This is a genomic window from Motilimonas cestriensis, assembly GCF_021295315.1.
In the GTDB taxonomy this organism is placed as follows: domain Bacteria; phylum Pseudomonadota; class Gammaproteobacteria; order Enterobacterales; family CBDFNC01; genus Motilimonas; species Motilimonas cestriensis.
This window is the reverse complement of the sequence record NZ_JAIMJA010000010.1, coordinates 75484-95383: the sequence shown is the minus strand read 5'-3', so window position 1 is coordinate 95383 and position 19900 is coordinate 75484. Positions and strand designations below refer to the sequence as shown.

21 protein-coding genes are annotated in these 19900 nt (G+C 43.4%); 15 read left to right on the top strand and 6 right to left on the bottom strand.

What is annotated here, in order from left to right:
- Positions 1-23 precede the first annotated feature (23 nt).
- Positions 24-371 (top strand): Grx4 family monothiol glutaredoxin, encoded by a 348-nt coding sequence (locus K6Y31_RS11335; protein ID WP_233052889.1) that lies wholly within the window; start codon positions 24-26, stop codon positions 369-371.
- A 75-nt stretch (positions 372-446) separates the two neighbouring features.
- Here the strand turns inward: K6Y31_RS11335 and K6Y31_RS11330 are convergent, their stop codons facing one another.
- Positions 447-1769 (bottom strand): Na+/H+ antiporter family protein, encoded by a 1323-nt coding sequence (locus K6Y31_RS11330; protein ID WP_233052888.1) that lies wholly within the window; start codon positions 1767-1769, stop codon positions 447-449.
- 419 nt (positions 1770-2188) lie between these two features.
- On the opposite strand from K6Y31_RS11330, the gene K6Y31_RS11325 reads away from it, so the two are divergent.
- From K6Y31_RS11325 to K6Y31_RS11300, 6 genes are all read left to right on the top strand, one after another.
- Complete coding sequence (locus K6Y31_RS11325; RefSeq protein ID WP_233052887.1) at positions 2189-2509, top strand: hypothetical protein; 321 nt, start codon at positions 2189-2191, stop codon at positions 2507-2509.
- 356 nt (positions 2510-2865) lie between these two features.
- Positions 2866-3423: a DUF6891 domain-containing protein gene (locus tag K6Y31_RS11320; RefSeq protein WP_233052886.1), complete on the top strand. Its 558-nt coding sequence runs from the start codon at positions 2866-2868 to the stop codon at positions 3421-3423.
- Between the two features lie 409 nt (positions 3424-3832).
- Positions 3833-4090, top strand: a complete 258-nt coding sequence (locus K6Y31_RS11315; RefSeq protein ID WP_233052885.1) for a hypothetical protein — start codon at positions 3833-3835, stop codon at positions 4088-4090.
- Between the two features lie 278 nt (positions 4091-4368).
- Positions 4369-4830 (top strand): RidA family protein, encoded by a 462-nt coding sequence (locus tag K6Y31_RS11310; RefSeq protein ID WP_233052884.1) that lies wholly within the window; start codon positions 4369-4371, stop codon positions 4828-4830.
- Positions 4831-5009: 179 nt separating this feature from the next.
- On the top strand, positions 5010-5396 hold the full coding sequence (locus tag K6Y31_RS11305) for a hypothetical protein (RefSeq protein ID WP_233052883.1): 387 nt from the start codon (positions 5010-5012) through the stop codon (positions 5394-5396).
- Between the two features lie 63 nt (positions 5397-5459).
- On the top strand, positions 5460-6425 hold the full coding sequence (locus K6Y31_RS11300; RefSeq protein WP_233052882.1) for an acyl-CoA desaturase: 966 nt from the start codon (positions 5460-5462) through the stop codon (positions 6423-6425).
- 94 nt (positions 6426-6519) lie between these two features.
- On the opposite strand, the gene rnt is transcribed toward K6Y31_RS11300, so the two are convergent.
- Positions 6520-7167, bottom strand: coding sequence for a ribonuclease T (gene rnt, locus K6Y31_RS11295; protein WP_233052881.1), 648 nt, complete (start codon positions 7165-7167; stop codon positions 6520-6522).
- 182 nt (positions 7168-7349) lie between these two features.
- Here rnt and K6Y31_RS11290 point away from each other — a divergent pair, with 182 nt between their 5' ends.
- The gene (locus K6Y31_RS11290) at positions 7350-8222 is read left to right on the top strand and encodes a flagellar protein MotY (protein WP_233052880.1); all 873 of its coding nucleotides are present in this window, start codon (positions 7350-7352) and stop codon (positions 8220-8222) included.
- A 359-nt stretch (positions 8223-8581) separates the two neighbouring features.
- Here the strand turns inward: K6Y31_RS11290 and K6Y31_RS11285 are convergent, their stop codons facing one another.
- The 3 genes from K6Y31_RS11285 to K6Y31_RS11275 are packed head-to-tail and all read right to left on the bottom strand — an operon-like array spanning position 8582 to position 10408.
- Positions 8582-9769: an ABC transporter substrate-binding protein gene (locus tag K6Y31_RS11285; protein WP_233052879.1), complete on the bottom strand. Its 1188-nt coding sequence runs from the start codon at positions 9767-9769 to the stop codon at positions 8582-8584.
- A gap of 32 nt (positions 9770-9801) precedes the next feature.
- Positions 9802-10275 carry a TIGR02444 family protein gene (locus tag K6Y31_RS11280; RefSeq protein WP_233052878.1) on the bottom strand — a complete coding sequence of 158 codons (474 nt, stop codon included), beginning with the start codon at positions 10273-10275 and terminating at the stop codon, positions 9802-9804.
- Complete coding sequence (locus K6Y31_RS11275) at positions 10268-10408, bottom strand: hypothetical protein (protein WP_233052877.1); 141 nt, start codon at positions 10406-10408, stop codon at positions 10268-10270. Before K6Y31_RS11275 ends, K6Y31_RS11280 begins: the two co-directional genes overlap by 8 nt.
- Positions 10409-10541: 133 nt before the next feature.
- Between K6Y31_RS11275 and K6Y31_RS11270 the strand changes: the two genes are divergently transcribed.
- Both K6Y31_RS11270 and pyrC read left to right on the top strand, forming a co-directional pair.
- Positions 10542-11018, top strand: coding sequence for an FKBP-type peptidyl-prolyl cis-trans isomerase (locus K6Y31_RS11270; RefSeq protein ID WP_233052876.1), 477 nt, complete (start codon positions 10542-10544; stop codon positions 11016-11018).
- 157 nt (positions 11019-11175) lie between these two features.
- Entirely contained in the window at positions 11176-12210 is a 1035-nt protein-coding gene (gene pyrC / locus K6Y31_RS11265) for a dihydroorotase (protein WP_233052875.1), read from the top strand.
- 46 nt (positions 12211-12256) lie between these two features.
- On the opposite strand, the gene K6Y31_RS11260 is transcribed toward pyrC, so the two are convergent.
- Positions 12257-12580, bottom strand: coding sequence for a hypothetical protein (locus tag K6Y31_RS11260; protein ID WP_233052874.1), 324 nt, complete (start codon positions 12578-12580; stop codon positions 12257-12259).
- Between the two features lie 128 nt (positions 12581-12708).
- On the opposite strand from K6Y31_RS11260, the gene K6Y31_RS11255 reads away from it, so the two are divergent.
- From K6Y31_RS11255 to lon, 5 genes are all read left to right on the top strand, one after another.
- A complete protein-coding gene (locus K6Y31_RS11255) occupies positions 12709-13656 on the top strand; it encodes a chemotaxis protein CheV (RefSeq protein ID WP_233052873.1) in 948 nt (315 codons plus the stop codon).
- A 270-nt stretch (positions 13657-13926) separates the two neighbouring features.
- Complete coding sequence (gene tig / locus K6Y31_RS11250; protein WP_233052872.1) at positions 13927-15240, top strand: trigger factor; 1314 nt, start codon at positions 13927-13929, stop codon at positions 15238-15240.
- Between the two features lie 84 nt (positions 15241-15324).
- On the top strand, positions 15325-15948 hold the full coding sequence (clpP, locus tag K6Y31_RS11245) for an ATP-dependent Clp endopeptidase proteolytic subunit ClpP (protein ID WP_282560165.1): 624 nt from the start codon (positions 15325-15327) through the stop codon (positions 15946-15948).
- A 109-nt stretch (positions 15949-16057) separates the two neighbouring features.
- Positions 16058-17341 carry an ATP-dependent protease ATP-binding subunit ClpX gene (gene clpX / locus K6Y31_RS11240; protein WP_233052871.1) on the top strand — a complete coding sequence of 428 codons (1284 nt, stop codon included), beginning with the start codon at positions 16058-16060 and terminating at the stop codon, positions 17339-17341.
- A gap of 141 nt (positions 17342-17482) precedes the next feature.
- Positions 17483-19858 (top strand): endopeptidase La, encoded by a 2376-nt coding sequence (lon, locus tag K6Y31_RS11235; RefSeq protein WP_233052870.1) that lies wholly within the window; start codon positions 17483-17485, stop codon positions 19856-19858.
- Positions 19859-19900 lie beyond the last annotated feature (42 nt).

Sequence of the window (19900 nt, the reverse complement as noted above, 5' to 3'; positions counted from 1 at the left end):
AAATTATGCAGTGTGAGGATAGTATGGAAACCTTAGAAAAGATCAAAAGCCAAATCAGTGAAAACACCATTTTGTTGTACATGAAAGGCTCACCGAAGTTCCCAAGCTGTGGCTTTTCCGCGCAAGCCTCTCAAGCACTGATGCAGTGTGGTGAGCAGTTTGCTTACGTTGATATTTTACAAAACCCAGACATTCGTGCTGAGTTACCAAAATACGCAAACTGGCCTACTTTCCCACAACTTTGGGTTGAAGGTGAGCTAGTGGGCGGTTGTGACATTATTCTAGAAATGTTTCAACAAGGTGAGCTAGCGCCGCTTATTAAAGAAGCCGCAGAAAAGGCAGCACCTGAAGGCGAAGCCGCTGACTCATAATGGTTTAAACAACCAGCGCAAACAAAAAAGGTATCCAATTGGATACCTTTTTTTATGCCCTGATTTAATGGAGCATTACAGGACCATGGCAGCAATCCAACCAAAGATCAGTAGTGGAATATTATAGTGAATAAAGGTGGGTACCACGGTATCCCAAATATGATCGTGTTGGCCGTCGGCATTTAAACCTGAGGTTGGGCCTAAGGTTGAGTCAGATGCGGGTGAGCCTGCATCACCGAGTGCAGCGGCGGTACCCACTAATGCCATGGTGGCCATAGGTGAAAAGCCAAACTGAATGCACAAAGGCACATAAATGGTCGCGATAATGGGAATAGTTGAGAATGACGAGCCAATGCCCATGGTGATCAATAAGCCAACAATTAACATCAGCATTGCCGCTAAGCCTTTATTTTCGCCAATCATTGAACCAATAGAGCTCACTAAGGTTTCCACGCCGCTGGTGGCCTTAATTACTGCTGCAAAGCCTGCAGCTGCAATCATAATAAAGCCGATCATCGCCATCATGCGCACACCTTGAGTAAAGGCATCTTGGGTTTCTTTAAAGCGGATCACGCCGCCTAAGGTAAAAATAGTAAAGCCAGCGAGCGCACCGAGGATGATCGAATCGGCATAAAGCTGCAGGGTAAGTGCTGTTACAATGGCAACCAGCGCGACCCCAATATGGCCCGGTTTAAAAGTTTTGTTTTCTGGCTCTGCGGCTAGAATTTTTTCTAGCGAATATTCACGAGGTTTACGATAAGACACGAACAAGGCTACTAATAAGCCTAATACCATGCCTGCTACCGGTAATGCCATTGCCAGCGGTAAGTCTGACGCTTCTGCGGTTAAGCCGTTACTGGTAAGATTAGCAAGCAAAATATTGTTTAAGAAAATGCCACCAAATCCCACCGGTAATAACATGTAAGTAGCGGTTAAACCTAAGGTAATAACACAAGCTACCGCGCGGCGGTCAATATTAAACTGCGCCATCACATGGAGCAAAGGCGGGATCAAAATAGGAATGAACGCAATATGCACCGGCACTAAGTTTTGCGAGCTGATAGACACCAACAAAATAGCGGAGAACAATACGGTTTTAAACCAAAATGTATTATTGCTGGTGGTGGTGCCACCGAAGGTGTTAATAACTTTTTGCGCCAGTAGGTCGGTAATGCCTGAGCGTGAAATGGCTACCGCAAACGCGCCAAGCATGGCATAGCTCAGGGCAATAGTTGCGCCGCCGCCTAAACCACCATTAAAAGCGCTAATGGTTTCCTCGATAGAAAGCCCGCCCACCAAGCCGCCAACAATGGCGCTTAAAGTAAGGGATATCACCACGTTGATCCTAAGTAAACTGAGTATCAGCATTAAGCTGACAGCGATAACAACCGCATTCATTAGTAAATGTCCTTGTGTTTGTTGTGTTTGATGTTTGAAAGAAGTTAGCGCTGTCGCTCTACGGCTACTTTGCTAGCGGCGGGCATATTAACAGATAAAAACACAGGGATTTTGATTTATTATGCAATAGTTGACTATTCTCAAGTGTTTTTGTGGTGGGTGTGGGTGGTTGCTGTCGCTAAAGGCTAGGGTTAGTCAGGATTTACTTGGGCTAGGGCAGTCATGAGTTAACAATTGTTGCATAACATTATTCGTTGCCGTTTTGTCGGAATATAACAGCGAAGGCTCTACGAAGCCGATAATTGATTGTTTACTATAGATAAAAATGATGTAAATATTGTGGATATGTTATAGACGCCGGTTTGGGGCGTTTTATCAACCTATAATGGGATCTAATAAGCTGTTATGTTTGGAAATTCATGAATCCAGCCATCAAAAAGTTGAAACAGTATCTAGAAGAACTAGAAGCTACAGATTTATTTGCGACAGTCGAAGAAAAAGCGGAGCACTTTGGGCTGATTATCCAAGTTCGCGCATCGATAGGTCAGCTTGAGTTATGTGAGAAGTTTGAGATACACGCAGGATCATTGGTGAGTGTTTTACCTGAAACGGGCGATATACATACGGGCTACCTCGCTATATGTGACAATGAATCTTCGAACTCTGAATATTGGGAAGAAGTTCTTTTTGATGGACGGCAAGTTCAGTTTAGTAGCGGTGATTTGATCATTCGGAAGTAGATCCACTCATCAGAAAAAGACGGGACAGGCACTTTTTATAACTTTTAATACAGTGGCACGTGGCTCAGTCCAATAGGGCTTTTATAAATGATGCGACAGCTAAAAGGCGGGATAGGCACTTTTTTTAGGCGCTGCTACGGAAAAATTACTTGCTGACGTTCCTATTTTTCCGCAGAGCGCGGCGTTGAGGCTGTAGAATTACTTGATTTTAACAAAAACAAGCGTGATTTAAGGGTTGTAAATGTATTAGCAAGGTCGTTTTAATGGCTTAGAATTCGATAAAGAGACTCAAAAAATCACAAAATTTTATTCAAAGAGAAATTCTACAGGCTCGTTAGGCCACCGAGGAGAGTTTAGTGAACGAAGATGAAAAATACATTCTAGATTCAATCAAAGGGTGGGTATGGTCAGGCTTTTATAGCAAAGGCGATATTCGTGAAATGATATACGATATTCTCGAGGAAGGATGCGATGAAGAAATGTTGCTTGCTTCAATTGAGCCAGAGATTGAGAAAAAGCGTTTAGCTGAAAAGGAATGGCCAGAGGTTACAGACTTCGATCGTCTTCACGGTGTGTTTTATAAGCTACATGAAGAAGGTATTTGTGCTCTTCATAACGCCGGATACACAATGTCTGACGGATTCGAAGATGTTAGTCATGTCGTTCATGATGCGCCTAAAGGGCATTATCACAGCTTTTGCTTCTATCATGGGCAAGATGTAGAAGGCGCAGTAAATGGTAGAGGTCTTATGATCGCATTTGGTGCTCTTGAAAATGATGATGAGAAAAGCATTCAAACTGGTAAAAGCGTTGCAGAGAGCTTAAGCAAAGCGGGCTTTAAGGTCGACTGGGACGGTACAATTAAAACGAGAATCTTCTTGCCAGAGATAGAATGGCAGAAGCGAGCAGCCTAACACATGAGCCTCCCTCCCGTTTGTCAAGAGGTACGCTGATCCCTTCGACTGTTTTTCAATCGAATTTAAAGCCAGTCAGCAAAGGCGTTTACTTCGCTTGGTCATGCTGTTGTTAGGATGTCGCCTACAACAAACATATATTGAGGCTCTCTTAGCAGTAAAGAAAAAGACGGCAAAAGACGGGACAGGCACTTTTTATAACTTTAAATACAGTGGCACGCGGCTCAGTCCAATAGGGCTTTTATAAATTATGCTGCAACATTATATAAAAAATGAATTGATATTAATCAATTCATTAGGAGGCTGGTTGATAGAAATCGAGTTCAGTATCTGGATGGCAACCCAAGAAAAGTGGGTTCGTTTGATAAAAAATATTCATCTACCTGCAGTACCCAGAGTTGGAGAGTTTGTGAAGTTTCATTCTGACTCATTGGGTGACTATTTTGCTTGGAAGGTGAGCGAGGTAACGTATCGAGAATTGGGCAAGGTGGAAGTAGCGACGGAACTCCTAGATAACATTGATGACCGTATGTATTCCTTTGAAGATGACGATGAGTTTGAAGAGTACTTAGCTGCTTACCTGTCAGAGGGGTGGCAAGCTCCTCGCGGTGTGATATCGAATACGAACTACACAGCTAAAATGCATAACAAGGCCAAACATAACTGACAGCTTGCGGTATCGGTAATCCTCCCATTTTTAACCGCATTAAAAATGCCAAAGTTATCCCTTGTTCAGGGCGTTTTAAAAGGCAAGGGGTTGAATTGGCGTTTATTTATTGATTACAGTATCTCTTGCTGGGGTAAAACGATACCTTACCATTTATTCCTTTGTGCGTAATTAAGCTGCTGAATTCGAGGGAGATAAAGGCGCGGCTTAACCCGTTGTGCCAATCAAAACAAAACAACAGCACTTAGTGCTCTGTTGTACACAATCGTGGAGGATGTATGGATATAGAAGCAAGGATTATTGAGTTAGGACTAAAGCTACCACAAGCAAGTGACCCACAGGGGAGTTACTGTAATTGCGTGAGAACCGGTAACTTGCTGTACGTATCAGGCAAAGGACCGGTGGCTGGTTTAGAGGTGGTGCCTAAAGGCAAGCTTGGCCGAGAGTACACGACTCAACAAGGATATGAGTTTGCCAAAGTGACCGGACTCGATATTCTGGCTGCGGTTAAGCTTGAACTGGGCTCATTAAATAAAGTGAGTCGAGTGGTTAAGTTGCAAGGCTTTGTTAACGCTACTGAGGAGTTTGAGCAACACCCCAAAGTACTTGATGGCTGCTCAGATTTAATGGCTGAGGTGTTTGGTAGTCGGGGCGTTCATGCTCGATCTGTTTTTGGTGCAACTTCAGTTCGAGGTAACTTGCCGATCATTATTGATTCTATATTTGAAGTTATCGAGTGAGCTAGCCAGCACTTTGTTTCCATCAATTTGGGCCTAGCAGAGTAGGCCCGCTTTTCAATTACTCTTGTTCTATTAGTGGCCAGCCACCCAGTGCTTTCCAGCGGTTAACCATGTAACAAAATAGTTCTGCTGCGAAAGATGGGACAGGCATATTTTATTGTAGTGATGGGAATGAAACAATGGAGAAAATAATGCTCACAACAGCCGCCTTTCACATATTGGAATACACAGATAATGGCCCTAATAGTATACAGTGTACAATTCAAGGATTTAAGAATTTGTTTAAGTCTGAAAGTGACTGTTGTAAAAGATTATTAGATGTAATTATTGAACTGAAAACTAGGGGTTTTATAAAGATAAAAACGTCTGCGGTTGATGAAGTGAGTCTGAGTGAGTTTGTCGCTAAATGGCAAATGATATTTGATGTTTCTTCACCCGTTTATGTTGCGGATTCACAGTATGATTATTATTTAGAAATAACTGAAGATGGAGAGAAGGAACTCGGTTGTGAAGAGTATTCTCTTTATGATCCAATACTAGCTAATTGGTATAACTGGAAATTTTAAAGTAGTAACTGCAAAGTAGCAAGGTAACTGTACACCCACTTAAATTTAGCCCAGAAGAAAGAGATGAAAAGTACCGAAAGAGTCCACTCAAACACACCTGAAAGCGCCTTTGATGGGCACGTTTTATGGAGCCCTGTAAAATCTATCTGGTTTCTGGTAAACCTATTTGCGGCATTGTTTATTGCTCCTTTAGCGTTTTCATTTTCATCTTTTACTGTTTTTGTACTGCTCACTATTATTACTCTTTGTTTTGGCCATTCTCTGGGCATGCATAGGCTACTTATTCACCGGTCTTATGAGTGCCCAAAGTGGATGGAATACCTATTTGTTTATCTTGGTGTTTTAGTTGGTATGGCGGGGCCAATTGGCATGCTGATGCAGCACGATCTAAGAGATTGGGCGCAAAGGCAGAAAAGGTGTCACGATTTTCTATTACATGGATCTAAAATACTAAAAGACGGCTGGTGGCAACTTAATTGTGATCTTGTGTTGCAGCATCCTCCCGAATTTACGATCGAAGAGGAAGTGTCAAAAAATAAGTTCTACCTATTTATTGAAAAATATTGGTTGCTTCAACAACTCGTTATCGCAATCCCATTATATCTATTGGGTGGCATACCGTGGTTGGTCTGGGGCGTTTCTGTCAGAATTGTTATCTCGGTTGGTGGTCATTGGTTAATTGGATACTTCGCCCATAATCATGGGCAACGAACTTGGACTGTTGAAGGTGCTGCGGTTCAGGGCCACAACATTCGTATTGCAGGTTTTTTGTCAATGGGCGAGGCCTGGCACAATAATCATCATGCATATCCAGGCTCAGCCATGCTTGGGCTATACAAAGGCGAGTCCGATCCTGGTTGGTGGGTACTCAATGCGTTACATAATATAGGCCTAGTGAAAAATATTAAACTTCCTAAAGATTTACCTCGCCGCTCCGAGTTGGTTGTTGAGGATGAGGAGCTGGCAGGTAGGGTCGAGCGGGAGCTTGAAGAGTGTAGTATCGCGCGTTTTATTAGGCGAGAGCATTAATAAAATCGTTGTATTTATGCTCAATCAACCTAGAGATGCTTGAAACATACATCTTCAAGTTGATTGGGTATAGCTAAGTAGGCCCGCTTTTCAATTACTCTTGTTCCATTAACGGCCAGCCACCCAGTGCTTTCCAGCGGTTAACCATATAACAAAACAGTTCAGCAGTGCGCTCAGTATCATACAGGGCGCTGTGCGCTTCTTTGTTGTCAAAGGGGATATTGGCGGTTTTACAGGCCTTGGCAAGTACGGTTTGGCCTAAGGTTAATCCTGCTAGGGTGGCGGTATCAAAGCTAGCAAAAGGGTGGAATGGTGTGCGTTTTAAATTGGCGCGTTCAATCGCTGCGTTAACAAAGCCCATATCAAACGCGGCATTGTGCGCCACCATGATGGAACGATTACAGCCGTGGGCTTTTTGCTCTTTTCTAATCACTTTGAATATTTCATGCAGGGCATCGTATTCGGTGACCGCGCCGCGCAGCGGATTGTGCGGGTCAATGCCGTTAAAGTCTAATGCTGCCTGCTCTAAATTAGCCCCTTCAAACGGCTCTACGTGAAAATGCAGGGTTTTACTTGGGATCAACCAGCCGTCTTCATCCATGGTGGTTAATACGGCGGCAATTTCTAACAACGCATCGGTGCGCGGATTAAAACCAGCGGTTTCCACATCGATAACGACAGGAAAATAGCCACGGAATCTTTTTGCTAACGGGGAGTCGCCGTTTTTGATTTCATCAGTCATAGTTAAAGCTAGCTAGTTTAAAAACGGCCAATTATGCCAGAGTTTTTGTGATAAGGCTGGAAAATATATTAAAGGTTATTTATTCAGCGCCGATACAAAGCTAGTATGGGAAATCTATTCTCAAATTTTCATCAAGTTCAGCTTTGATGATATTAATATCATAGCGACAATGGAATTTAGATATGGCGAATTGGAAATGGTTGATTATGCTGATGTTGTCACCGTCAGCATTAGCATCAAATAAAATTTACAGCGCAGATCTAACCAATTCAGTTTGGGAGGTGACGAAAGCTAATCCCATTGAATGCACCCTAGATCATAATATTCCTCGCTTTGGTAATGCTCGATTCACCGTACGCGCCAGTAAATCCGTTAATATTGATTTTGATTTGGACGGTAAGCGTGAGACTCCTGCTACCCGGCAAGTGACTTTACGCTCGGTGCCCCCCTCTTGGCGGCCGGGTGTTGCGGCTAACGACATTACCCTGGTTAAATTTCATGAAGGCTTTGACGGTTACTTAAACGGCAAAAATGCTTGGGCGATGCTGAGCGAGCTAGAAGAGGGACAGTTTCCCACTTTTATTTTTAGTGATTGGTACAATCAAGATGAAGTCACTCAGGTTGCACTATCTGCGGTGAACTTCAGACAGAAGTATTTAGATTTTAACGATTGCGTGTCAGGACTATTACCTTACAGCTTTGAAGATATTTCATTTAGCATTTTAAATTATGTGAAAAATGGCAGTGATTTAACGCGCCACTCTAAGCAAAGATTAAAAATGATAGGTGAGTATTTACGTTATGACGAAGCAGTGAACATCATTCTTATTGATGGTTATTCTGATAGTTATGGCGGTCGTTGGAGTAACCAGCAATTATCAGAAAAACGCGCGGAAAGTGTGAAAGCTTATTTGACTGAGCTGGGCGTGGATCCGAGTAAGTTCACCGTTGAGGGCCACGGTGAGAAACGCCACATTGCCGATAACCGTTCAGAAGTGCAACGACCTAAAAACCGCCGAGTGGTGATATCCATCGGGCGTGAAGAAGAAATATAAACGTCTAACGAATCAATTTTTAACCGTTTTGACCCGCCACAGTGCGGGTCTTTTTTTGTCTAGGGTCTGTTGATCTTTGCTGGTTGATTTTTGTTCGAGCGGGGGACACCCTGTCTAAAAGCGTTTTGAGCAAGGCGAGCAGTGTGTAGCTTAGCATTCTAAGTAAATACTGCTCAACGATGGGCAAAACGCTTTTAGCCGAATCCGTAGGACAGCGTTTGTTGGTCATTTCTACTGCGTTAGCGCCTTTGTGGCGTAGTTCACTATGCCACAAAGGTGCTGGCCACAACGAACGTTTTGTATAAATACCCAACAATTCGCTGCAAAAACAATCACGAAAGATCAACAGACCCTAGCGATTACTGGCCGTAACGACGTAACCAAGCTTGCTCAATGGCCGCAACCCAGCTTGGGTGAGGCTCAAGTAAAATAGGGCCCAAATCAGCTTCACTTAAGCTGGCAGGGGGGCGCTTGATTTGATTAAATATGGCCTGCTGCTGAGGTGTAAGGGTGTGCATGCTTAACACGGTTGGATCGCCCCATACTTGTGGGTCTGCCTTACGTGCTTGCGCTTGAGGTGACATTAACCAGTTAGCAAAAACCTGAGCCGCAGCGGTGTTTGACGAATTGTATGGAATGGCCACAAAGTGAGTATTACCTAAACTACCGCCTTGATGCACATAAGACTTCACGCTCGCTGGTAGCTCGTTGTTACTGATACTGTTTGCGGCATCATTGGGATTAAAGCTGAGTGCGATGCTGATTTCGCCATCGTTTAATTTGGCTTTTAGCTGGGCTTGGCTAGACACAAATGCATTACCTTTGCGCCACATTAGAGGGTGCAATTGATCAAGGAATTGCCACAGTGGCGCGGTTACTTTAGAAAAGTCAGCTTTGCTCACGTCATCATAAAGCGCTGGGTTGCTGTTGGTGGTTTCGATTAAGGCTTGCTTAACAAATGTCATGCCATGAAAATCAGGCAGTTTTGGGTAGCTAAACTGACCGGGGTTTTGCTGCAAAAATTGAAACAGCTCATTCATCGAGCGAGGAAAGTTTTTGACTCGCGCGCTATCAGCCATAAATACCAATTGTGCCATGCCCCAAGGCGCTTCTAAACCATCAACTGGCACAGTAAAGTCGGCCGCGATAGAGGGTTTTTCAGTGGCATCTGTGTATTTCATATTGGGTAAGTTGGCAGTGAAAGGGCCAAATAGCAGTTGTTGCTCTTTCATGGCGGCGAAGTTTTCACCGTTGATCCAGATGAGGTCTACTTTCCCTTTACTATGGTTGGCCGCTGTTTTTTCCGCTAACACTTGATTAACCACGGTGCCGGTGTCGGATACTTTTACATGAATGACCTTAATACCATATTGTTGTTTGGCTTGATCGCCGGCCCACTGAATATAATCATTGATGGTTTGTGAGCCACCCCAAGCATAAAAATAAATGGTTTGTCCTTGGGCTTGTTGCTTTATTTCGTTCCATGTTGGCGCCGCTAGGCTGAATGTTGAAAGTAGCAGTAAGCTAACAAAATAGAGTATGCGCATGTCAGTTCCTTTTATCGCAATGATGGAATGGTTTAAGTCGTTACTGCCGTGAGTTTAGCTAATTTATTGAATAGGTTAGTGGTTTTTTTGTTATTTATTGTTCGGATCGCAAGGTAACGCTGGCCATTTTTAGGCATGCTACGGTGCGAAGTTGTCTGTGCCGCGAGGCGTTGCTCGGCGAGATGCGCTTGCCATAATTGCTGCTGTAAGGCGCGTTCTAATATCAGTTCTATGGCTAATATTTGTTGGTAGTTTTGCGGCGTACGCTGCGTTTTTAGCTGTTGTCGAGCCAAGCGGTAAGGGCGAAGAATACAGCGTTCATAACGCTCTGCTTGTTCGCTTAACCGTTGCCAGCGCTCTGCGCTGAGCTGTAGCCCTTTTTTATCTAGGAATAAAGCCAATAACAGCAAATTGACATTGAGTGCAAATTCATTTTGAAGCTGCAATAGTGTAGGTTGAGTGTTGGCGTTATAAAGAGCCTCACACTGGCGCCACAAGTCATTCATGGTTATCTTGTTGCTCAGTTTTTGGTTGTTCTTGTTTACACTCTTGATTGGCTATGTCGCTGCAACAGCTACTATTATGTACTTGCTCTATCCACAGGGCGAGCTCTTCTGCACTGACTTTTTTCTGGCTCATGTTAATCCTATTTAGTGATGGCTATGACGGCTTATATTAATATAGCGTTGGCCATGAGCGTAAAATATATTTGAGTCAACGCGGCGCGATTGATAAAGTCGGCGTCAAATTTAGTTAGCTAAGAGCATTTAAGATGATCGAAAAGAATACCGTAGTGCAGTTCTCTTATGAATTAACCGACCAAGATGGCACGCTACTGGAAACCAGCAAAGGTGAAGCAATTGCTTACCTTCATGGTCAAAACAACATGTTAGCGGGTGTTGAAGCCGCTCTTGAAGGCAAGGCTGAGGGCGATCAGGTTAAGGTAACGTTAACGCCTGAAGAGTCATACGGTGAACGTCAAGAAGGCGCAGTACAACGTGTGCCAGTAAAGCATTTACAAGGCGCTAAAAAATGGCTGCCGGGTATGATTGCACAAATCAATACCGACAATGGTGCGCGCCAAGTGACGGTAGTGAAAGTAGGTAAGTTTATGATCACCGTTGACACTAACCATCCATTTGCAGGTAAAACCCTTACCTTCGACATGAAGGTTGTTGGCGTACGCCCTGCTACTGAAGAAGAAATTGCTCATAAGCATGCTCATGGTGAAGGCGGTCATCAGCACTAATCGATTTTTTTACTAAGGAGCGAAAGCTCCTTTTTTTTAATCTTAAACTTAGCGCCTGAGCAGGTTGAACTTGAGCGTTTGCTAAAGACGTTAAGTCAATGACTCGCAGCATATTTTATTTTAAACTGCACCCATTATCAGCATTTGGAGAATATCAATGTCGACTACTTCTTTAACCATTACACGCCCCGACGATTGGCATGTGCATTTACGTGACGGCGATGTGTTAGCTGATACCACGCGCGATATTAGTCGCTATATGGGTCGTGCCATTATTATGCCTAATCTAGTGCCACCCGTAACCGATACCCAAGGTGCGCTAGACTACCGCGCGCGCATTATGGCGAACAATAAAGCAGCGCATTTTGAGCCTTTAATGGTGCTGTATTTAACCGATAACACCACTGCCGATGAAATTCGTAAAGCTAAAGCCAGTGGTGTGGTGTATGCCGCTAAGCTTTATCCAGCCGGCGCGACGACCAATTCTGACTCTGGTGTGACGTCGGTAGACAACATTGCGCCAGCGATTGCGGCAATGGAAGAAGTGGGTATGTTATTGTTGGTTCACGGTGAAGTGACCCATCATGACATTGATATTTTTGACCGTGAAGCGGTGTTTATTGAGCGAGTGATGAAGCCATTAGTGGCAAGATTCCCTAACTTGAAAATAGTGATGGAGCACATTACCACCAAACATGCTGTTGAGTTTGTATCCCAAGCACCGAGCAATGTTGGCGCCACCATTACTGCGCATCACTTACTCTATAACCGTAACCATATGCTTGTTGGTGGAATCAAACCGCACTTTTACTGTTTGCCCATTCTTAAGCGTAATACGCACCAACAAGCTTTGTTAGAAGCGGCAACCAGTGGCAATAAAAAGTTCTTTTTAGGCACAGACTCTGCGCCTCATGCAAAAGGTGCCAAAGAGTCGGCTTGTGGCTGTGCCGGCTCTTACACTGCTCATGCTGCTATTGAGTTGTACGCAGAAGCGTTTGAAATGATGAATGCATTAGGCAACCTAGAAGCCTTTGCTAGTTTCAATGGCCCTGATTTTTATGGTTTGCCGCGTAATAGTGATACCATCACTTTAGAAAAATGTGAGTGGGCCGTGCCTGAGCTGATGTCTTTTGGTAGCGATAAAGTGGTGCCGATTAAAGCGGGTGAAATGATGACTTGGCAAGTTAAATAATTGAAGCAATGGCCAATACTGAAGCTTCAGTATTGGCTATGGTTCATTAGATAATCAAAATAAAGCCAATAAACGCGACCGCTAATCCTATCCCAGACCAACTGAGCCAGCGATAAATAGCATGGCTACGGTAACCACCAACAGCATAAAGGGTTAGTAGTAAAGTAAATAACCCACTGAGTAAATATCCTTTACCGTTTGTTCTATCCTTTAAGAGTGTTAGAAAATTGCTATCATTGAGTTGAGACACTTGATTTAAGTGCGAACTAATGTCGAAACAGCCATAACTAAAAACGGCAGTGGATAGAACGAACATAATCAATACTGCTAACGGGTGGGCTTTTAATCCCGTAAATGTTAAATCGCGCATAGTTTTTTAATACCAAGTAATGACAGATAAAAAATGGCTGAGATTAAGGGTAAACTTATTTGCCTATACTAAAATGCAGATAAGCTTGTCGGGCGTATCATAACTAATAATGAACATCAGAGGTAGGCATGGCGACCATTCTAGATGCTGTTGATCAGCGAACTCAGCTAGTGGGCGAGAACCGCTTAGAGTTGTTAATGTTCCGTTTACAAAGTTCGCAGTTGTTTGCGATTAACGTATTTAAAGTAAAAGAAGTGGTGAAGTTGCCCGCTCTAAACGCTTTGCCAAACTCACACCCCAAAGTATGTGGCGTGGCGACGTTGCGGGGGCAGAGTATTCCGGTGATAAATCTTCGTGAAGCCATTGGGATGCGTCCCTTGCCAGTGGATGAAACCTGTAATTTGATTATTACGGAATATAATCGTTCGGTGCAGGGGTTTTTGGTCGGCAAAGTTGAAAATATCGTCAATTTAACCTGGCAGAATATCATGCCGCCGCCGAACACTGTCGGTAAGGCGCATTATCTTACTGCTATCACTAAGGTTGAACACGAAGAACAGCAACGGCTGGTTGAAATTATTGATGTTGAAAAAGTACTTGCTGAAATCGTTACTTATAATATTAAGATCTCAGATGGCACTTTAGACGCAGACATTGTCAATGAATTTGTCGGCAGAAAAGTATTGCATGCTGATGACTCTGCAACCGCCAGAAGACAAGTATCCGATACCCTTGAGCAGCTTGGATTAGAAGTTATCGGGGTTGAAAATGGCATGGAAGCGTTGAAGAAACTAAAACAATGGTGTGACGAAGGAAAGACGGTAACAGACGAGATTTTACTGTTGATCACGGATGCAGAAATGCCAGTGATGGACGGTTACAAACTTACCTATGAAGTACGTAATGACCCAAGGATGAGTGACCTTTTTATTGCTTTAAATACCTCTCTTAGTGGTAGCTTTAACAATGCTATGGTAGAGAAAGTGGGTTGTGATGCATTTATTTCTAAGTTTCAGCCGGATCTATTAGTAGATGTGGCGCAAACGAGATTAAAGCAAATTCTCGGTAAAGATTAAACAACTCCCTAATATCGCAATTAAATGGCTTTTTACCCCAAATAAGCCATTTATTGCGACCATCTTCACTAATTGCTGCATTTGTATTCTCGACTCAATGGCAAAGCATCGCTATAATGCTGCGTCAAATTCTAGGTTCGCACCTATAAACCATACCATTTTCAAGGACAGGCATAGCCTGTCTTGACTTTTTAGCAATAAAAGGTAGTTTGCTACCTTTTGAAAGACATATTTCGGCCAAACGATGCCGAACAGATTTGAGGTAATATAATGCAAGCTTCTGTAGAGACGACTCAAGGACTAGAACGCCGTCTGACTATCACTGTTTCTGGTGATAAATTTGATCAAGAACTAAACCGTCGTTTAGGTCAACTAGCAAAGACACAACGCATTGACGGTTTCCGTCCTGGTAAAGTACCGGCTAAAGTTATCCAAAAACGTTTTGGTGCGGCTGTTTCTAACGAAGTTGCTGGCGAACTGATGCAACGCAACTTCTTTGAAGCTATCATGGCTGAAAAGCTTAACCCAGCTGGCGCGCCTGCACTGGAGCCAACTGAGCGTAAAGCGGGTGAAGATTTCACTTTTGTTGCGACATTTGAAGTTTACCCTGAAGTAGCATTAGGTGATTTCGCTGCGCTAGAAGTTGAAAAGAAAACTGCAACTGTGACCGATGCAGACTTAGACAACATGCTAGTTACACTGCAAAAGCAGCACGCAACTTGGGTTGAAGTAGATGCACCTGCAGCAGACGAAAACCAAGCGACGATTGATTTCGTAGGTACAATCGATGGTGAAGAGTTTGACGGCGGTAAAGCTGAAGGCTTCAAACTAGCAATTGGTGCTGGCCGTATGATCCCAGGCTTTGAAGATGGCGTTAAAGGTAAGAAAGCAGGTGAGTCTTTTGACATCGACGTGACTTTCCCTGAAGAGTACCACGCTGAAAACCTAAAAGGTAAAGCAGCTAAGTTTGCGATTACTTTGTCTAAAGTTGAAGCTCTTGAATTACCAGAAATCAACGAAGAATTTGTTAAAAAATTCGGCGTAGAAAGCGGTGATATTGAAGCGCTTAAAACTGAAGTTAAAAAGAACATGACTCGTGAACTTGAGCAAACACTTAAAAACAGTGTTAAAGAACAAGTACTTGATGCAGTAGTTAACGCTAATGAAATCGACGTGCCTAAATCACTTGTTGCAAGTGAAGTTGATGTACTTCGTCAACAAGCAATGCAACGTTTCGGTGGCCAAATGGACCCGAAAAACATGCCTGAGCTTCCAGCTGAATTGTTTGAAGAGCAAGCAGTACGTCGCGTAAAAGTTGGCCTATTATTAGGTGAAGTGATTCGTAGCAATGAGCTAAAAGTTGACGAAGCACGTGTAGACGCTATTATCGAAAATGCCGCTTCTGCTTACGAAGACCCAGCTGAAGTTGTTGCTTATTACAAAGGTAACAAAGAAGCGCTACAAAACATTCAAAATGTTGCACTAGAAGAGCAAGCTGTTGAGTTCATACTAGAAAAAGCGAAAGTGGTGGAAAAAGAAACAACTTTCGACGAAGTGATGAATAAAGCGGCAGCTAATGCATAATAGGTTTGACATCTAGTCGAATCTAACGATTATAATGGCTCGAGTGATATTCACCGAGCCATTTTTGTTTAAGGATAATCATCTATGTCGAGAAACTACGATAATACGTTTGATGCGCCAAGTAATGCACTGGTCCCGATGGTAATAGAGCAAACTGCCAAAGGTGAGCGCTCTTATGATATTTACTCTCGCTTATTGAAAGAGCGTGTTATCTTTTTAACAGGTCCTGTTGAAGATCATATGGCTAATTTAGTCGCCGCGCAGTTATTGTTTTTAGAGTCAGAAAACCCAGACAAAGATATTTTTCTTTATATCAACTCGCCTGGTGGCTCAATCAGTGCTGGCATGTCAATTTACGATACCATGCAGTTTATCAAGCCTGACGTGAGTACGGTTTGTATGGGTATGGCGGCCAGTATGGGCGCGTTCTTATTAGCGGGCGGTGCAGCAGGTAAGCGTCATGTGCTGCCTAATGCTAAGGTAATGATTCACCAACCGCTTGGTGGTTTCCAAGGTCAGGCTTCTGATATTGAAATTCATGCCCAAGAGATCATCCGTATTAAGCGTAAAATGAATGAGTTATTAGCCGAGCACACCGGTCAAGAGTATGATGTTATTGCACGTGACACCGATCGTGATAACTTCATGACCGCTGAGCAAGCAGTTGAATACGGCCTAGTAGATTCAATTCTCAAACGCAGAGACTAAGCATTTACGCGTAAATGCATTAAACTGAAGTATAGAAACAAATACAGTAATAGCGTTCAAAGCAGGCTTTGAACAGAAATATGGCAAACGCCAAAGATGAGGTTAACGAATGACAGATAAGCGTAAAGGTGAGGGAGATAGCGGTAAGCTGCTGTACTGTTCTTTCTGTGGCAAAAGCCAGCACGAAGTAAGAAAGCTCATTGCCGGCCCTTCCGTTTATATCTGTGATGAGTGTGTAGAGCTTTGTAACGATATTATTCGTGAAGAAATCAAAGAAATCGCGCCAAGACAGGAAGGGGACAGTTTACCCACTCCTCATGAGATCCGCGCTCATTTAGATGATTATGTTATTGGCCAAGAGCACGCTAAAAAAGTACTAGCGGTTGCGGTTTATAACCATTATAAACGGCTGCGCAATGCCGACAAAATTGCTGACGGTGTTGAGTTAGGTAAAAGTAACATTCTTCTAATTGGCCCAACGGGTAGTGGTAAAACGCTATTAGCGGAGACCTTAGCTCGATTACTTGATGTACCATTTACCATGGCGGATGCAACTACGTTAACCGAAGCCGGTTACGTGGGTGAAGATGTTGAAAACATTATTCAAAAGCTGCTACAAAAATGTGATTACGACGTTGAAAAAGCGCAACGCGGTATCGTTTACATTGATGAAATTGATAAGATTTCTCGTAAGTCTGACAACCCATCCATCACTCGTGATGTATCGGGTGAAGGTGTACAGCAAGCGTTACTGAAACTTATCGAAGGCACGGTTGCTTCCGTTCCTCCGCAAGGTGGTCGTAAGCACCCACAGCAAGAGTTTTTGCAAGTTGATACCAGTAAGATACTGTTCATTTGTGGTGGTGCGTTTGCGGGCTTAGATAAAGTTATCGAACAACGCGTTCATACCGGTACTGGTATTGGCTTTGGTGCTAAGGTTAAATCAAAAGATAACAAGGCAAGTTTGTCGGAAATATTTACTAAGACAGAGCCGGAAGATTTAGTTAAATATGGCTTAATTCCTGAGTTTATTGGCCGCTTACCTGTTGTCGCGACGTTAACTGAGCTAGATACTGACGCACTTATCCAAATCTTAAAAGAGCCAAAGAATGCATTGACCAAGCAATACGCTGCGCTATTTGAGCTTGAAGACGTTGAACTTGAGTTTCGCGATGATGCACTGCGTGCGATTGCTGCTAAGGCAATGGAGCGTAAAACCGGTGCGCGTGGGTTGAGATCAATCGTTGAGCAAGTGCTTCTAAATACTATGTATGATTTACCGTCGGTGAACGACGTTAGCAAAGTGGTGATTGATGAAACGGTTATCAAAGGAGAATCTGATCCGATTTTGATTTACCAGAGTAATGATAACAAGGCTGCATCAGCTGATTGATGGTTAAATAAGCAATTATTAAGGGGCCTTAGGCCCCTTTTTTGTTTTTTTCCATTTTTGCTTTATATGCCATTGAATATCTTGTAGTTGCCCCAATATACTCAAAGAAGATGGCCCAGAATTCAAAAAAGAGAGGACATAATGAGTTTAGAGCGTAATACACGCATAGAGATCCCTGTCTTACCCCTTAGGGACGTAGTGGTTTATCCACATATGGTTATTCCATTGTTTGTTGGCCGTGAAAAGTCCATCTCTTGCCTTGAAGCTGCAATGGATAAAGACAAGCAAGTGTTATTGGTTGCGCAGCGTGACGCCTCAAAAGATGATCCTGACACGGCGGATATGTTTGAAGTGGGCACCATTGCCAATATTTTACAGTTATTAAAATTACCTGACGGCACCGTAAAAGTCCTTGTTGAAGGCAGCCGCCGCGCTAAGTTGGAATGTTTTCTTGATAAAGAAGACTTTTTTGTTGGTGAAGTGACAGAGCTAAGCACTGACACCATTGAAGAGCGTGAAGAAGAAGTACTGATCCGCAGTGCCATCAGCCAATTTGAAGGTTACGTTAAGCTCAACAAAAAAATCCCACCTGAGGTCATGACCTCGGTAAGTGCAATTGATGATGCCGATCGCTTAGCCGATACCATGGCCGCTCATATGCCATTAAAGCTTGATGATAAGCAGGCGGTATTAGAGATTGCTCAAGTACCAGAGCGCCTGGAATACTTGATGGCGATGATGGAATCTGAAATTGACTTATTACAAGTTGAGAAAAAGATCCGTAGTCGCGTTAAAAAGCAGATGGAAAAGAGTCAGCGCGAATATTACCTTAATGAGCAAATGAAGGCGATCCAGAAAGAGTTAGGAGAGCTGGATGATGCGCCAGATGAGTTTGAAGCATTAGCGAAAAAAATTGAAGAAGCGGGCATGACCGCTGAAGGTAAGGAAAAAACCTTAGCCGAGCTACAAAAGCTGAAAATGATGTCGCCAATGTCTGCTGAAGCGACTGTAGTGCGCGGCTACATTGAGTGGATGATTGGCGTGCCTTGGGCGAAACGCTCTAAGGTGAAAAAAGATTTAGCCAAGGCGCAAGAAATCTTAGATGCCGACCACTTTGGCCTAGAGAAGGTGAAAGAGCGGATCCTTGAATATCTGGCCGTGCAAACGCGAATTAATAAATTGAAGGGGCCTATTCTTTGTTTAGTCGGTCCGCCGGGGGTTGGTAAAACGTCGTTAGGTCAATCGATTGCAAAAGCGACAGGTCGTAAATATGTGCGTATGGCATTAGGTGGGGTGCGTGATGAAGCCGAAATTCGTGGCCATCGCCGTACTTACATCGGCTCAATGCCGGGCAAATTGATCCAGAAAATGTCTAAAGTGGGCGTTAAGAATCCATTATTCTTACTGGATGAAATCGACAAAATGGCATCAGACATGCGCGGCGACCCTGCGTCAGCATTGTTAGAAGTATTGGATCCAGAGCAAAATAATAGCTTTAACGACCATTATCTCGAGGTTGATTACGATCTATCAGATGTAATGTTTGTCGCAACGTCAAATTCGATGAATATTCCTGGACCGTTACTTGACCGGATGGAAGTGATTCGTTTATCGGGTTATACCGAAGATGAAAAACTTAACATTGCTAAGCAGCATTTGCTTGATAAGCAAATTAAACGCAACGGGTTAAAGCCACAAGAAATAGTGGTTGAGGACTCGGCGATTGTTGGCATTATCCGTTACTACACTCGTGAGGCTGGCGTGCGTAGTTTAGAGCGAGAAATTTCTAAACTATGTCGTAAAGCGGTTAAGAAAATTCTGCTTAATAAAGACATTAAAACTGTCACCATTAATATGGATAACCTAAAAGAATTTTTAGGTGTACAACGTTGTGATTTTGGTAAAGCGGAAGAAAATAACCAAATTGGCCAAGTCACCGGTTTAGCATGGACTGAAGTCGGGGGCGATTTACTGACTATCGAAACGTCAGCAGTACCAGGTAAAGGCAAATTGACTCATACCGGCTCACTGGGTGATGTGATGCAAGAGTCGATTCAAGCGGCGATGACGGTAGTACGTTCACGTGCGGAAAAATTACGTATTAATAGTGATTTTTACGAGAAGCGCGATATTCACGTACACGTGCCTGAAGGGGCCACGCCCAAAGATGGTCCAAGTGCGGGTATTGCCATGTGTACCGCATTAGTTTCTTGCTTAACGGGCAATCCTGTTCGCGCTAATGTCGCCATGACCGGTGAGATCACATTACGCGGTGAAGTATTGCCTATCGGTGGTTTAAAAGAGAAATTATTAGCCGCATTGCGCGGCGGGATTAAAACCGTTTTAATTCCTCACGAGAATGTACGTGACTTAGAAGAAATACCTGAAAACGTCACCCGCGAGCTGGAAATTATTCCAGTGCGCTGGATTGATGAAGTGCTAGCGGTGGCTTTACAAGAACCGCCTGAGAAGTTTCAGGTACTCACTAAGTCAGATTTAAATACCGTATCAAAATAAAAACTTGATGATCCGCAAAGTTAAAGGGTCTCAAGGGCAAAT

Bases quoted from the DNA above. Each gene is read 5' to 3' on its own strand.
- K6Y31_RS11335 (WP_233052889.1), top strand. From the start codon at position 24: ATGGAAACCTTAGAAAAGATCAAAAGCCAAATCAGTGAAAACACCATT.
- K6Y31_RS11330 (WP_233052888.1), bottom strand. From the start codon at position 1,769: ATGAATGCGGTTGTTATCGCTGTCAGCTTAATGCTGATACTCAGTTTA.
- K6Y31_RS11325 (WP_233052887.1), top strand. From the start codon at position 2,189: ATGAATCCAGCCATCAAAAAGTTGAAACAGTATCTAGAAGAACTAGAA.
- K6Y31_RS11310 (WP_233052884.1), top strand. From the start codon at position 4,369: ATGGATATAGAAGCAAGGATTATTGAGTTAGGACTAAAGCTACCACAA.
- K6Y31_RS11305 (WP_233052883.1), top strand. From the start codon at position 5,010: ATGGAGAAAATAATGCTCACAACAGCCGCCTTTCACATATTGGAATAC.
- K6Y31_RS11300 (WP_233052882.1), top strand. From the start codon at position 5,460: ATGAAAAGTACCGAAAGAGTCCACTCAAACACACCTGAAAGCGCCTTT.
- rnt (WP_233052881.1), bottom strand. From the start codon at position 7,167: ATGACTGATGAAATCAAAAACGGCGACTCCCCGTTAGCAAAAAGATTC.
- K6Y31_RS11290 (WP_233052880.1), top strand. From the start codon at position 7,350: ATGGCGAATTGGAAATGGTTGATTATGCTGATGTTGTCACCGTCAGCA.
- K6Y31_RS11285 (WP_233052879.1), bottom strand. From the start codon at position 9,769: ATGCGCATACTCTATTTTGTTAGCTTACTGCTACTTTCAACATTCAGC.
- K6Y31_RS11280 (WP_233052878.1), bottom strand. From the start codon at position 10,275: ATGAATGACTTGTGGCGCCAGTGTGAGGCTCTTTATAACGCCAACACT.
- K6Y31_RS11275 (WP_233052877.1), bottom strand. From the start codon at position 10,408: ATGAGCCAGAAAAAAGTCAGTGCAGAAGAGCTCGCCCTGTGGATAGAG.
- K6Y31_RS11270 (WP_233052876.1), top strand. From the start codon at position 10,542: ATGATCGAAAAGAATACCGTAGTGCAGTTCTCTTATGAATTAACCGAC.
- pyrC (WP_233052875.1), top strand. From the start codon at position 11,176: ATGTCGACTACTTCTTTAACCATTACACGCCCCGACGATTGGCATGTG.
- K6Y31_RS11260 (WP_233052874.1), bottom strand. From the start codon at position 12,580: ATGCGCGATTTAACATTTACGGGATTAAAAGCCCACCCGTTAGCAGTA.
- K6Y31_RS11255 (WP_233052873.1), top strand. From the start codon at position 12,709: ATGGCGACCATTCTAGATGCTGTTGATCAGCGAACTCAGCTAGTGGGC.
- tig (WP_233052872.1), top strand. From the start codon at position 13,927: ATGCAAGCTTCTGTAGAGACGACTCAAGGACTAGAACGCCGTCTGACT.
- clpP (WP_282560165.1), top strand. From the start codon at position 15,325: ATGTCGAGAAACTACGATAATACGTTTGATGCGCCAAGTAATGCACTG.
- clpX (WP_233052871.1), top strand. From the start codon at position 16,058: ATGACAGATAAGCGTAAAGGTGAGGGAGATAGCGGTAAGCTGCTGTAC.
- lon (WP_233052870.1), top strand. From the start codon at position 17,483: ATGAGTTTAGAGCGTAATACACGCATAGAGATCCCTGTCTTACCCCTT.